The following is a 12,534-nucleotide window of genomic DNA, read 5'->3' on the forward strand; positions in this document are numbered from 1 at the left end:
CGATGCGCCGAGCCGGCCACCAGGCCGGCGGCGATGGGCCGGCTCAGCTCCGGACGCTTCAGGTAATAGGAAAACGCGAAGCTCTGCTGGGAGAAGGTGCGACCGCAGCTGAGGCAGCGGAACCGGGGCACGACCCGGCCGTCGCATCGGCGTCGGTAGGTGCCGTGCGAAAGACAGCGCAAGATCCCATTGCGTCGATGGTGCTCGGCGCACGCGGGCCAGGGACAGAAGGCAGGAACGAAGGATTCCGGGCGCACCAACTCGACGATGACGGCGCGGTCCATGACCGGCATCTATCAAGATGCAGGCCAGAATCGAGCTTACACCGGAACCTGGAGCCGCACCCGAGTATGGCCATTACCCCGTTCGCGGGTGAACACCCAAGACAGGACAGTTCCCGCCCGTGAACGTTTCCCGCTACCATCCCGCTACCACACTCTCGGCACCACTATGTGAGAGATGCTATGATGTGCGGCCCTTGGCGGGTGGTCCCTCTGCCGGAGGCGCGCCCGACGGCGGATGGGGAGAAGGGAAGTGGCATGAAGGCCAGAGATGTGGTGATTCTCGGATCCGGATGCGCCGGGCTGACGGCGGCGGTCTATGCCGCGCGGGCCAACCTGAAACCCCTGCTCGTCGACGGCCACGAGTCGGGCGGGCAGCTGAGCCTGACGACCGACGTCGAGAATTTCCCGGGGTTCCCGGACGGAGTCCTCGGCCCGGAGCTGATCGAAAAAATGCGCCAGCAGGCGGCGCGTTTCGGCACGGAGTACCTGAGCGGGGCGGCCACCGCCGCCGACCTGTCTCAGCGGCCCTTCCGCCTGACGGTCGCCGGCCACGGTGACACGCTCTGCAGGACCCTCATCGTGGCGACCGGAGCGTCGGCGCGGATGCTCGGGCTCGAGTCCGAGCGACGGCTCCTGGGACACGGGGTGTCGACCTGCGCCACCTGCGACGGGTACTTCTTCAAGGAGAAGGACCTGATGGTGGTCGGCGGGGGGGATTCGGCGATCGAGGAAGGGACCTTCCTGACCAAGTTCGCGCGCCGGGTGACCATCGTGCACCGTCGCGACGCGCTGCGCGCCTCCAAGATCATGCAGGACCGGGCCCGCAAGAATCCCAAGGTTGATTTTCTCTGGGACACCGCGGTGGAGGAGGTCCTCGGCAAGGACAAGGTCGAGGGAGCGCGGGTGCGCAACCTGAAATCGGGCGAGGAAACCGTGAAGAAGATCGACGGCCTGTTCGTCGCGATCGGCCACACACCCAACACCCGCCTGTTCGAGGGGCAGCTCGAGCTCGACAAGGCCGGCTACATCGTCACGCACGAGGGGAGCCGGACCAGCATTCCCGGCGTGTTCGCCGCGGGGGACTGCCAGGACCACGTCTACCGCCAGGCGGTCACGGCCGCCGGCAGCGGCTGCATGGCCGCGATCGACGCGGAGCGCTTCCTCGAAGCCGAGGGCCACTGACCCGTGGGCGATCTGATGGAAGAGCTGCTCGAATCGATCGAACGGGCGGTGGTGGTCCTCAAGGCCCGCCCGGAGGCGCGCTACGCCTCGGACGTCGAGAACCTCTTGCGGATCAAGCGCATCCTCCAGGGGCTGGACCCGGAGGAGATCGAAGCCCTTCTGGAAGACGACGACGAGGAAGAGTAGACCCCCGCGGGGGTGAAGTTGGTGCCGGAGGCGGGATTTGAACCCGCATGCCTTTTGGGCGCCACCCCCTCAAGATGGTGTGTCTGCCAGTTCCACCACTCCGGCACGACGGAGCGGCGGCCGCCGCTCCGGGTCATTTCCTATTTCGGGGCCGGGCTGGCCGCCGGCTGAGGCGCCGCGCCGGCGTCGGCCGGGGCCTCGGGCTGGGGCGTCGGACTGGCCGGCGCCGCCTGGGTCGAGGGTGCCGCCTCGTCGAGCACCGAGCCTCCGCCCCGCCGCGACCCGATCAGGGCCAGGCCGAGGGAGGTCATCATGAACAGGATGGCCGCAATGGTCGTCGCCTTGGTGAGGACCGTGGCGGCCCCGCGGCTGCCGAGGGCGGTCTGGCTGCCGCCGCCCCCGAAGGCGCCGGCCAGATCGGCCGCCTTGCCGCTCTGCAGGAGGACCACCATGATCAGGATGAAGCAGACGATGACGTGCAGGACGATCAGCGCGATTTCCATGCTCTTCGACGTGCCTCCCAGAAGAAGACGCTAACCCTAGCACACCGTGCCACAGGCGTTCAATCCCTCAGCGATACGCGGTGATACGGGCAAATTCGTCGGCTTTCAACGACGCGCCGCCGACGAGCGCTCCGTCCACTCCCGGCGTGCGCATCAGCTCGTCGACGTTCGACGAGGTCACGCTTCCGCCGTAGAGGATGCGCACTCCCGAGCCCGCCTCGCCGAACAGTCCCGCCAGCTCCCTGCGAATCAGATCATGCATCTCGGCCGCCTGGGCGGGGGTCGCCGACTTGCCCGTGCCGATGGCCCAGACCGGCTCATAGGCGATCTGCAGGCGGGGAGCGGCGCCCGGTGCCACCCCCTCCAGGCCGCGGGCCAGCTGCGTCTGCACCACCGTGGCCGCCTTGCCCGATGTCCGCTCCATCTCGTCCTCTCCCACGCAGAGCACCGGCGACAGGCCGCAGCGCAGGGCGGCGGCGATCTTGCGGGAGGCTGCGCGATCCGATTCCTCGAGATGGCGTCGTCTCTCGGAGTGCGCCACCAGGACGTAGGTCACGCCCGCCTCCTGGAGCATCGGACCCGAAATCTCCCCCGTATAAGGCCCCTCGTCCTCCCAGAACAGGTTTTGCGCCGCCAGGCGCACCGGACTCCCCTCGAGGAGGCGGGCGATCGCGCTCAGGGCGACGAACGGCGGGGCGAGGGCGATCTCGCGGTCGCCGGCGACTTTCAGGAGGGGCAGGAGCGTCCGCACGTACGCCTGGGCGTCCGAGACCGTCAGGTGCATCTTCCAGTTGCCGATCAGGAGGCGGAGCATGGGCCCCCTCACCGGGCCCGAGCCGCGTCCGGGGCGGCATCGGCCAGCGCCAGGATGCCGGGCAGGTCGACCCCGGACAGGAACTCGAGCGACGCGCCGCCGCCGGTCGACAGGTGCGAGAAGCCCGAGACGAGCCCCAGGCGGTTCACGGCGGCGATCGAATCGCCCCCTCCCACGACCGAGAAGGCCCCCGTCGCCGCGATGGCCCGGGCCAGGGCCCCGGTCCCCTCGTCATAAGGGGGCACTTCGCACAATCCGACCGGGCCGTTCCAGAACACGGTGCGCGCCCTCTCGATCTCCGCGGCGTAAGCGGCGCGCGTCTGCGGCCCGATGTCCAGCCCGACGAACCCGTCCTCGATCTCCGGGCCCGAGGTGGTCCGGCACGGACTGCCGGGCTCGGGGGAGCGGGCGACGACGTGGTCCAGGGGCAGCCGGATGCGCACGCCCGAGTTCATGCCGCGGGTCAAGATGGCGTTCGCGTGGTCGAGGCGATCATCCTCCGATCGCGAGCCGCCGATCGGCACCCCCCGCGCCTTCATGAACGTGTAGGCCATGGCGCCGCCGATCAGGATCGCCTCCACCTTGTCGATCAGGTTGAGCATGAGATCGATCTTGTCCGAAACCTTGGCCCCACCGAGGATCGCCACGTACGGCTTGTCGGGATTCTCCCGCAGGCGGGTCAGGGCCTTGATCTCGCCGTCCATCAGGAGGCCCGAGGCGGGGGTGGCGAGGTGCCGCGTGATGCCGACCACGGAGGCGTGCGCGCGGTGGGCCGTGCCGAACGCGTCATTGACGTACAGATTGGCCAGGGAGGCCAGGCGGCGCGAGAACTCGGCGTCGTTCGCCTCCTCCTCGGGGTGGAAGCGGAGGTTCTCGAGGACCAGCGCCTCTCCGGCGCGCAGCGCCCCGGCCATCTGAGCGGCCCGTTCCCCGACGCAGTCGTCCGCCATCCGCACCTCCGTTCCAAGGAGCGCCCCGAGGCGCAGGGCCACGGGCTTCAGGCTCATCCCGGGCACGATCCGGCCCTTCGGCCGGCCAAGGTGCGAGGCGACGACCGGCAGCCCGCCACGATCGAGGAGCAGCTTCAGGGTGGGGAGGGAGGCGCGGATGCGCGTGTCGTCCGCCACCCCGCCGTCCTTGAGCGGCACGTTGAAATCGGCCCGGACGAACACCCTCCGGCCGCGGACGTCCAGGTCGCGCACCGACACCTTGCGGATCGTCATCCCGACATCCGCGCGCCGCGATCCCCGCGATGCATGTGGCGCACCAGATCGGCCAGGCGCTGCACGTAGCCGCGCTCGTTATCGTACCAGGCGAAGACCTTCAGGAACGTCCCGCCGTCGAGCGACAGGAGCGGCACGTCGATCACCGCGGAGCGCGTGTCCCCCAGGTAGTCGATCGACACCAGCTCCTCGTCGGAGAGCCCGAGGATGCCCCGGAGATCTCCTTCCGCGGCCTGCCGGAACGCGGCGCGCGCCGCCACGAGGTCGGCCGCCTTCTTCAGGACGATGGTCAGGTCGATGATCGACACGGCCGCGGTCGGGACGCGCACCGCCAGGCAGTGCACCCGCCCGGCCAGCTCGGGGAGGACCTGGCCGATGGCGTCGGCCGCCGTGGTCGAGGTCGGGATCATCGACATCCCGGCGGCCCGGGCCCGGCGCGGATCGGCGTGGGGCGCGTCGACCAGCACCTGGTTGTTGGTGTAGCAGTGCACCGTGGTCATCGCCGCCCGCTCGACACCGAAGCTCCGCTGGCTCACCGACAGGATCGCCGCCATGGCGTTCGTGGTACAGGAGGCGTTCGACAGGACGAGATGACGCGCCGGATCGAACAGGTGGTGGTTCACGCCGTAGCACACGGTCAGGTCGGCGTCGGGGGAAGGGGAGGTGATGATGACCCGCCGGGCGCCGGACTCGAGATGCCCGGATGCGGCGGCGCGTGACACGAACCGGCCGGTCGCCTCGAGCACCACGTCCACGCCGTCCCATGGGATGGCGGCCGGATCGGCGACGCGGGTGCAGCGGATGGTGCGGCCGCCCGCGACGATCGCCCCGTCCCGGGCGACCGTTTCGACCTCGAGCCGTCCCGCCAGGGAGTCGTGCCGCAGGGGGTGCGCCAGGATCCCGGGCGCGGCCAGATCGTTCACCGCGACGACCTCCAGGTCGTCGCGCCCCAGCGCCAGGCGCAGGAAGCCACGCCCGATGCGGCCCAGGCCGTTGATGCCGATGCGGATCGCCACGCGCTCCTCCGGAACGCCCCAGTATATCCCGCGCGGTTCTTGACGTGTTGCGCGGGCGGCGTGTAGGATGCGCGGCATCCCCGACAAGTCGAGCCGTAGCGTGGTTATGGAGGTGAATTGATAAGGGACCCTCTGATGACCCTTGGACGCTCCGTTCTGGCGATCGCCGTCGCGGCCGGCGCGCCCTCGGGAGGATGCACCGCGGCGCCGCCGGGGAATGCGGGACCAAGCGCGGCGCCGCAGCAGGCCGGCGGGGCGCCCGCGGAGCCTCGGCGGGACGCACGGCGCGCCGAAGTGCGGTTCCCGAAAGGGCGCGTGCTCAAGGCCGAGATCGCCGACACGCCGGAGCGCTGGGCGCGCGGCTACATGTTCCGCCGCGAGGTGGGGGAGAACGACGCCATGGTGTTCGTTTTTCCCGAGCCGGGCTTTCACCCGTTCTGGATGAAGAACACGCTCGTCCCGCTCGACATCATCTGGATGGACGACAAGGGCGCGATCGTCCACATCGAAGCGGGCACACCGCCCTGCAAGGCGGATCCGTGTCCCAGCTACGGCCCGCTGCGCATGGTGTCGTCCGTTCTCGAGGTGCGAGCCGGGACGGCGGCCGCGGAAGCCCTTCGGACGGGGGATCGTCTGGCGATCACCGTTCCGCAATCCGGCGACTGAAAATCGTCGGTGCGTCAGGAGGCCAACAGCGCGAATAAGCGGACCGTTTCGCCTTGACCCTCCGGCGGATTCGTCGTAAAGGACAGGATACGACTCGGGGTTTCAGGAGGTGACGATGAAGTTTTTCGCGCAAACGCTCTTCGCGATCGCGTCCCTGGTTTTCGGGTTCTTCATGGGAGTGCGGTACCAGGTGCGCATCCACAGCTTGAATGAGGTCAGCGCCCTCGTCCAGGCGCAGAAGGGGAAGATCGACAGCCTGCGGGACCAGAATCAACGCCTGCAGACCGTCATGCTCCTGCGTGACTTCCTCGAGAACGAGCGCATCCGGCTGCCGCAGGAGACGGTGAACGACATTGCCGGCTCCATCCACCAGGCGTCCGTGCGGTACAGCCTGCCGCCGGAGATGATCCTGGCGGTCATCCGGATCGAGAGCGCATTCAACATCAACGCCCTGTCGAACAAGGGGGCGGTCGGCCTGATGCAGATCCTCCCTTCGACCGCCCAGGAAATTGCCCACGATCTGCGCATGGAATGGAGCGGCGAGGATCTCCTGCGCAATCCGCAGGCGAATATCGAAATGGGCGCCTATTACCTCACAAAGATGATCTCCCAGTTCAACGACCTGTCGGTCGCCCTGGCCGCCTACAACCACGGCCCCGGGCGCATCGCCGAGCTCAACGAGGCGAAAGCCGATCTGCCGATGGACTACGCCGAGAAGGTGCTCTCCCACTACACCCCCTGAGGCTCGCCCCTCCCGCGCTGCGGATCGGGCAGTTCTCAGTCACGGGTGGCGGGGCGGGGCGCGGTGCGGCTCATGGCTCGCCGCGTGTACCCTCAGCGACCTTCTCGTCCGGGCAACCGCGTCTCGAAATCGCCACACCGCGCCGCGCCCGCCACCTGAGCCTGACACGCCCCGTCCGCCGCCGTGAAGCGCCCCTCTTGGTGTGTCGTGGAGACACCCTCGCGTGCCGCTCGCGCGCTTCGGCCGCAGGCAGCAGATGAGAAGAGTGACGCCGCGATCCGCCGGGGGAACGCCGGTGTTGGCTGGGAGGCCGGGGCGGGCGTCCGAAACAGGCGTTGTCTCGGCGGGTCGCGGCGTTGACACTTTCCGGCCCGTGGTGCTACCTTACGCCCTCCGTAGCGCCCGCGGCCACGCAAGCGGGCGGTGTGTGTGCCGGGGAGGCGCCGCGTGGTCGAGTACGCTCCCATCCTGATCTTCCTCGCCGTGGCCACGGTCTTCCCGGTGGTCACCCTGGTGGTCGCGCGCCTGCTCCGGCCGGCCCGGTACAACCCGGTCAAGGCCGAGGCCTACGAGTGCGGCGTGCCTCCGAGCGGCGAGGCGCGGGCCCGCTATCCGGTCCGGTTCTACGTCATCGCCGTGCTGTTCGTGGTGTTCGACGTCGAGACGATATTCCTGTTCCCGTGGGCGGTGAAGTTCCGTGCCCTGGGGATGTTCGGGTTCCTGGAGATGCTCGTCTTCCTCGGCATCCTGATCGTCGGGTACGCCTATGTCTGGAAGAAAGGAGCCCTGGAGTGGGTCTGATTGAAGGTGCCTTCGAGCACCCCAACATCATCACGACGACGGTGGACAAGCTCTTCAACTGGGCGCGCAAGTCTGCCCTGTGGCCGATGTCCTTCGGACTGGCCTGCTGCGCCATCGAGATGATGGCGACGGTGGCCTCGCGCTACGACATCGACCGGTTCGGGGCCGGCGTGTTTCGCGCCACCCCGCGCCAGTCGGACGTGATGATTGTCGCCGGCACGGTCTGCGAGAAGATGGCCCCCGTCATCAAAAGGCTCTATGAGCAGATGCCGGATCCGAAGTGGGTCATCTCGATGGGCGCCTGCGCCACCTGCGGGGGGCCGTTCCCGACCTACAGCGTCGTGCAGGGGGTCGACCGAATCGTCCCGGTGGACGTGTACATCCCGGGCTGCCCGCCGCGCCCGGAAGCCCTCCTCTATGGCTTCCTCAAATTGCAGGACAAGATCGACAGGATGACTGTCGCGGGGCGGGCGACCGCCTAGAACAGCTGGCCCTTACGAACACAAGAGCGGCGCGGCCGGCGGGCCGCGGGCGCTTGTGAAAAAAAGCGCGAGCGACGGGGGGCTCGGGCGGACATGAGCGACGAGAAGGACGACAAGCCGCAGCCACCTGCCACCCCTGGGGACGAGCCCGCACAGGCGCCCCAGCCGGCGCCGCCGGCGACCGCCCCCGCATCGCCCGAGGCAGCGCCGTCCGCGCCGGCACCTGCCGCGCCCGCGCCGGCATCTGCCGCTCCCGCACCGGCACCTGCCGCGCCCGCACCGGCTCCTGCCGCCCCCGCGCCGCCCGTCCCCGCGGCGGCGGCTCCCGCGAAGGCGACTCCCGCAGCCCCGCCGCCACCGGCGCCGCCCAAGCCGAACCCCCTCCTGGCCGCGGTGCCGTCGGTTGCGCTCGACCGGCTGAAGGAGCGATTCGCCGATGAGATCATCGAGACGGTGTTCTACGCGGGCGAGGTGACGGTGAAGCTGAAGCAGGAGCGCGCCGAGACGATCTGGCGCTTCCTGCGCGACGAACCCGACCTGCGCTTCGACTACCTGAGCAATCTGACGGCGGTGCACTGGCCGGAGAGGCCGAAGCCGTTCGAGGTCGTCTATCATCTGTTCTCGCTGACCAGGCGCCACAGGCTCAATTTGAAAGTCGACGTCGGAGAAGGGGAGCAGCCGCCGACCGCCTGCCGCGTCTGGCCGACGGCCAACTGGCACGAGCGCGAGGTCTTCGACCTGTTCGGCATCCGTTTCCATGGCCACCCGGACATGACCCGCATCCTGATGACCGACGAGTGGGTGGGGCACCCCCTGCGCAAGGACTACCCTCTCGAGGGGAAGCCCGAAGATCACATGCAGTTCCGGCAGGTGACCACGGCGGAGCACGTCTACACCTACGACAAGTCGCCCATCAAGGGCTTCGGCTGGAAGAAGGAAGTCGAAAAGACCGGGGAGGGCCGGGGCTGATGTTTCGCACCGAGGAGATGGACATCAACATGGGGCCGCAGCACCCTTCGACCCACGGGGTGCTCCGCCTCAAGCTGACCCTCGACGGCGAAGAGGTGGCCGACATGCGCCCGGTGATCGGCTACCTGCACCGCGGGGTCGAGAAGCTCTGCGAGCACCGCACCTACCCGATGATCGAGCCTCTGACCGATCGGCTCGATTACGTGGCGGCGATCTCCGAGAACCTGGGGTACTGCGGGGCGGTGGAGAAGCTGATGGGGCTGACCGTCCCGCCGCGCGCCCAGTACATCCGGGTGATCCTCGCCGAGCTGCAGCGGATCGCCTCGCATCTCCTGTGGCTCGGGACGCACGCCCTCGACCTCGGGGCGATGACCGTCTTCTTCTACACCTTCCGCGAGCGGGAGATGATCCTCGACCTGTTCGAGGCATTCTGCGGCGCGCGCCTGACCTACAACTCGATGCGCATCGGCGGGCTCTACGAGGACCTGCCGGCGGGCTGGACCGGCCGGGTGCGCCAGTTCATCGACATCTTCCCGTCCCGCGAGAAGGAGTACGAGGACCTCCTGACGGTCAACCGGATCTGGCTCGGCCGCACCCGCGGCGTCGGCATCCTCAAGCCCGAGGACGCCGTGGCCCTGGGGGCCAGCGGGCCGACGCTGCGCGGCTCCGGGGTGGACTACGACGTCCGCCGGGCGCAGCCGTACTCCTCCTACGACCAGTTCGAGTTCGACGTGCCGGTCGGGAGGAACGGCGACACCTACGACCGCTACATCGTGCGCATGGAGGAGATGCGGCAGTCCTGCCGCATCATCCGGCAGGCCCTGGACAAGCTGCCCGAAGGGGAAGTGCGCGCCAAGGTGCCGAAGTACATCAAGCCGCCGACCGGCGAGGTGTACCACGTGGTGGAGAGCCCGCGTGGCGAGCAGGGGTTCTACATCGTCCACAAGAGCGGCGAGATGCCGTACCGCATGCGCTTCCGGGCCCCGTCGTTCGTCAATCTGCAGGCGCTGCCGCTCATGTGCAAGGGACTGCTCATCGCCGACATCGTCGCGGTCATCGGCTCGATCGACATCGTCCTCGGCGACGTGGACCGGTAGAAGGGGACCATGGACCAGAACGCGCTCATCCAGACGCTGGTGATCCCGGCCGCCCAGATCCTGGTCGTCGTCATGGTCCTGCCGCTCCTCATCGCCTACCTGCAGCTGGTGGAGCGCAAGGTCCTCGGGTTCATGCAGGTGCGCCTGGCGCCGCGCCGCGTCGGCTGGCACGGGATCCTGCAGCCGATCGCCGACGCCGTGAAGCTCCTGATCAAGGAAGACACGATCCCGGAGAAATCGGACCGCTTCCTGTTCACCCTGGCGCCGGTCGTCACCGTGATCCCGGCGCTGGCCGCGCTGGCGGTCATTCCGTTCGCCTCCGAGCCGTTCACGGTGTTGGGCTACACGGTGCAGCCGTTCATCACCGACATCAACATCGCGCTGGTCTACCTCCTGGCCATCTCGTCCCTCGGGATCTACGGCGTCATCCTGGGGGGCTGGGCGTCGAACAGCAAGTACTCGCTCCTGGGGGCGCTGCGCTCGTCGGCGCAGATGATCTCGTACGAGGTGCCGCTCGGCTTCGCCATCATCGGGGTCATGATGCTGACGGGCACGGCCTCGATGGTCGGGATCGTGAACGCCCAGAAGGCGGCCGGCGTCTGGTACGTCGTCCCGCAGATCTTCGGGTTCTTCTGCTACTTCATCGCGGCGGTGGCCGAGACGAACCGCGTGCCGTTCGACCTGCCCGAAGCGGAGGCCGAGCTGGTGGCCGGCTTCCACACGGAGTACTCTGGGATGAAGTTCGCCCTGTTCTTCCTGGCCGAATACACCAACATGATCGTGGTGTCGTCGATCGCGACCATCCTCTTCTTCGGCGGCTGGCTGCGGCCGTTCCCGAACGTCGCGGCGCTGGACTTCCTCGAGAACGGCTGGCTGGTGCTGGGGCCCCTGGTCGCCGGCGCCTTCCTCGGCTGGCTCCTCGACCAGCGGCTGGGCGGGGGGCTGCGGCTGATGTTCGCGGGAGGGATCGCCGGGGCCGCCCTCGGCTTCCTGATCGCCCGGAACGACGTGCTGGGTCTCGCCAGCTGGCACATGGCGGCGGTGTCCGGGATGTTCTGGTTCTCGCTCAAGGTGTCGTTCTTCCTGTTCATGTACATCTGGTTCCGAGGCACCTACCCGCGCTACCGCTACGACCAGCTGATGGCGCTCGGCTGGAAGTGGCTCATTCCCCTGTCGGTCGTGAACGTCATCGGCACGGGGCTGGCGATCCTGATCACGGGGTGAGCTCGTGGCGAAAATCATGGACGTGAAGCCCGGCTCCGATCTGCGGGAATTCCTGAAGATGTTTCTCCTCCTGGAGCTCTGGGTCGGGCTCTGGGTGACCCTCAAGAACCAGTTCCGGCCGCACATCACGGTCGAGTACCCCAAGGAGCGGGTGGAGCTCTCGCCGCGCTTCCGGGGCGTGCCGCGCCTGCGCTTCCACCCGGAGAACGGCGAGGAGCTGTGCATCGCCTGCCACCTGTGCGAGACCGTCTGCCCGGACGACTGCATCCACATCGTGTCGGAGAAGAAGCCGGACGGGAAGGGGAAGCGGCTGGTGTCGTTCGAGATCAACTACGAGCGCTGCTGCTTCTGCGGGCTGTGCGTCGATCCCTGCCCGACGAAGCCGCTGACGGCCATCTACATGTCCCACGACTACGAAATGGCGGATTTCAAGCGCGAGGGGTTCGTGGCCCCTCTCAAGACCCTCCTGAACGGCGTCGATCCGAAGGACTACAAGGAGTAGGGCGGTGGAACCGGCGGCGGTGATCTTCTACATCCTGGCCTCGATCGCGCTGGTGTCGGCGGTCATGGTGATCGCCGGCCGCAACGTCGTCCACTCCGCCATCTACCTGGTCCTGACCTTCCTGTGCGTGGCGGCCGTGTACATCCTCCTGCGCGCCGAGTTCGTGGCGGCGGTCCAGGTCCTGGTCTATGCCGGCGGGATCGTGGTCCTGTTCCTGTTCGTCATCATGCTGGTCAACCTCAAGGACCTCCGGAGTCCGGGCGTCCGCGTGCACGCGGCCGTCTCGGGGACCCTCGGGGCCGTGGCGATCGGGCTGATCCTGTACCTCTACTCCCGGGCCCCGCTGGCCGCCGACCTGCCGATGCCGGGGCCGCAGGCGGAACCGGCGGGCAACCTCCAGTCGATCGGCATGGCGCTGTACCGGGACTTTCTCCTGCCCTTCGAGATCGCTTCGGTCCTGCTGCTCGTGGCGATGATCGGCGCCATCGTCCTGGCGCGCCAGAAGTACTGAGACGAGGAGGCCATGCCGGTCCCGCCGAATCACGTGCTGGTGTTCAGCCTGCTGCTCTTCGCCGTCGGGGTCCTGGGCGTCCTGACGCGCCGGAACGCCATCATCATCCTGATGTCGATCGAGCTGATCATGAACGCGGCGAACATCAACTTCATCATGTTCAGCCAGAGGCTGCAGAACCTGATGGGTCAGGTGTTCAGCGTGTTCACCATCGCCGTGGCGGCCGGCGAGGTGGCCGTCGGCCTGGCCATCGTCCTGGCCCTGTTCCGGAACCGCGACACCATCTACGTGGACGAAGTCCACATCATGAAAGGCTGAGGGGGACGGGCGTG

The 12,534-nt window shown here is 68.2% G+C and carries 17 protein-coding genes and 1 tRNA gene; 12 read left to right on the plus strand and 6 right to left on the minus strand.

What is annotated here, in order from left to right; all coding sequences use genetic code 11:
* On the minus strand, window positions 1-284 hold a 284-nt coding region (locus VGV60_09045; protein HEV8701402.1), incomplete at its 3' end, for a hypothetical protein.
* Window positions 285-539: 255 nt separating this feature from the next.
* Between VGV60_09045 and trxB the strand changes: the two genes are divergently transcribed.
* Window positions 540-1,466 carry a thioredoxin-disulfide reductase gene (gene trxB, locus VGV60_09050; protein ID HEV8701403.1) on the plus strand — a complete coding sequence of 309 codons (927 nt, stop codon included), beginning with the start codon at window positions 540-542 and terminating at the stop codon, window positions 1,464-1,466.
* 3 nt (window positions 1,467-1,469) lie between these two features.
* Window positions 1,470-1,652: a hypothetical protein gene (locus VGV60_09055; GenBank protein HEV8701404.1), complete on the plus strand. Its 183-nt coding sequence runs from the start codon at window positions 1,470-1,472 to the stop codon at window positions 1,650-1,652.
* A gap of 19 nt (window positions 1,653-1,671) precedes the next feature.
* Here VGV60_09055 and VGV60_09060 read toward each other — a convergent pair.
* From VGV60_09060 to VGV60_09080, 5 genes are all read right to left on the minus strand, one after another.
* Window positions 1,672-1,757 (minus strand) — tRNA-Leu (locus VGV60_09060).
* A gap of 35 nt (window positions 1,758-1,792) precedes the next feature.
* Window positions 1,793-2,155, minus strand: a complete 363-nt coding sequence (gene secG / locus VGV60_09065) for a preprotein translocase subunit SecG (protein HEV8701405.1) — start codon at window positions 2,153-2,155, stop codon at window positions 1,793-1,795.
* 67 nt (window positions 2,156-2,222) lie between these two features.
* The gene (gene tpiA / locus VGV60_09070; protein HEV8701406.1) at window positions 2,223-2,969 is read right to left on the minus strand and encodes a triose-phosphate isomerase; all 747 of its coding nucleotides are present in this window, start codon (window positions 2,967-2,969) and stop codon (window positions 2,223-2,225) included.
* Between the two features lie 8 nt (window positions 2,970-2,977).
* Complete coding sequence (locus VGV60_09075) at window positions 2,978-4,192, minus strand: phosphoglycerate kinase (protein HEV8701407.1); 1,215 nt, start codon at window positions 4,190-4,192, stop codon at window positions 2,978-2,980.
* Window positions 4,189-5,208 carry a glyceraldehyde 3-phosphate dehydrogenase NAD-binding domain-containing protein gene (locus VGV60_09080; protein ID HEV8701408.1) on the minus strand — a complete coding sequence of 340 codons (1,020 nt, stop codon included), beginning with the start codon at window positions 5,206-5,208 and terminating at the stop codon, window positions 4,189-4,191. The genes VGV60_09075 and VGV60_09080 overlap by 4 nt, the downstream gene beginning before the upstream one ends.
* Window positions 5,209-5,343: 135 nt before the next feature.
* Here VGV60_09080 and VGV60_09085 point away from each other — a divergent pair, with 135 nt between their 5' ends.
* The 10 genes from VGV60_09085 to nuoK all read left to right on the plus strand — a co-directional run bounded on the left by VGV60_09085 (window position 5,344) and on the right by nuoK (window position 12,520).
* Window positions 5,344-5,874: a DUF192 domain-containing protein gene (locus VGV60_09085; protein HEV8701409.1), complete on the plus strand. Its 531-nt coding sequence runs from the start codon at window positions 5,344-5,346 to the stop codon at window positions 5,872-5,874.
* A gap of 115 nt (window positions 5,875-5,989) precedes the next feature.
* On the plus strand, window positions 5,990-6,616 hold the full coding sequence (locus tag VGV60_09090) for a lytic transglycosylase domain-containing protein (protein ID HEV8701410.1): 627 nt from the start codon (window positions 5,990-5,992) through the stop codon (window positions 6,614-6,616).
* A gap of 447 nt (window positions 6,617-7,063) precedes the next feature.
* On the plus strand, window positions 7,064-7,417 hold the full coding sequence (gene ndhC, locus VGV60_09095; protein HEV8701411.1) for an NADH-quinone oxidoreductase subunit A: 354 nt from the start codon (window positions 7,064-7,066) through the stop codon (window positions 7,415-7,417).
* A complete protein-coding gene (locus VGV60_09100; protein ID HEV8701412.1) occupies window positions 7,408-7,899 on the plus strand; it encodes an NADH-quinone oxidoreductase subunit B family protein in 492 nt (163 codons plus the stop codon). The genes ndhC and VGV60_09100 overlap by 10 nt, the downstream gene beginning before the upstream one ends.
* A 93-nt stretch (window positions 7,900-7,992) precedes the next feature.
* Window positions 7,993-8,868, plus strand: coding sequence for an NADH-quinone oxidoreductase subunit C (locus VGV60_09105; GenBank protein ID HEV8701413.1), 876 nt, complete (start codon window positions 7,993-7,995; stop codon window positions 8,866-8,868).
* Window positions 8,868-9,965: an NADH-quinone oxidoreductase subunit D gene (locus tag VGV60_09110; GenBank protein HEV8701414.1), complete on the plus strand. Its 1,098-nt coding sequence runs from the start codon at window positions 8,868-8,870 to the stop codon at window positions 9,963-9,965. Before VGV60_09105 ends, VGV60_09110 begins: the two co-directional genes overlap by 1 nt.
* Window positions 9,966-9,974: 9 nt before the next feature.
* A complete protein-coding gene (locus VGV60_09115; GenBank protein ID HEV8701415.1) occupies window positions 9,975-11,189 on the plus strand; it encodes a complex I subunit 1 family protein in 1,215 nt (404 codons plus the stop codon).
* A 4-nt stretch (window positions 11,190-11,193) separates the two neighbouring features.
* On the plus strand, window positions 11,194-11,691 hold the full coding sequence (locus tag VGV60_09120) for an NADH-quinone oxidoreductase subunit I (protein ID HEV8701416.1): 498 nt from the start codon (window positions 11,194-11,196) through the stop codon (window positions 11,689-11,691).
* A gap of 4 nt (window positions 11,692-11,695) precedes the next feature.
* The gene (locus tag VGV60_09125; GenBank protein HEV8701417.1) at window positions 11,696-12,202 is read left to right on the plus strand and encodes an NADH-quinone oxidoreductase subunit J; all 507 of its coding nucleotides are present in this window, start codon (window positions 11,696-11,698) and stop codon (window positions 12,200-12,202) included.
* 12 nt (window positions 12,203-12,214) lie between these two features.
* Complete coding sequence (gene nuoK / locus VGV60_09130; protein ID HEV8701418.1) at window positions 12,215-12,520, plus strand: NADH-quinone oxidoreductase subunit NuoK; 306 nt, start codon at window positions 12,215-12,217, stop codon at window positions 12,518-12,520.
* The last annotated feature ends 14 nt before the right edge of the window (window positions 12,521-12,534 follow it).

The sequence above is a fragment of the Candidatus Polarisedimenticolia bacterium genome (genome assembly GCA_036001465.1).
Lineage (GTDB): Bacteria > Acidobacteriota > Polarisedimenticolia > Gp22-AA2 > Gp22-AA2 > Gp22-AA3.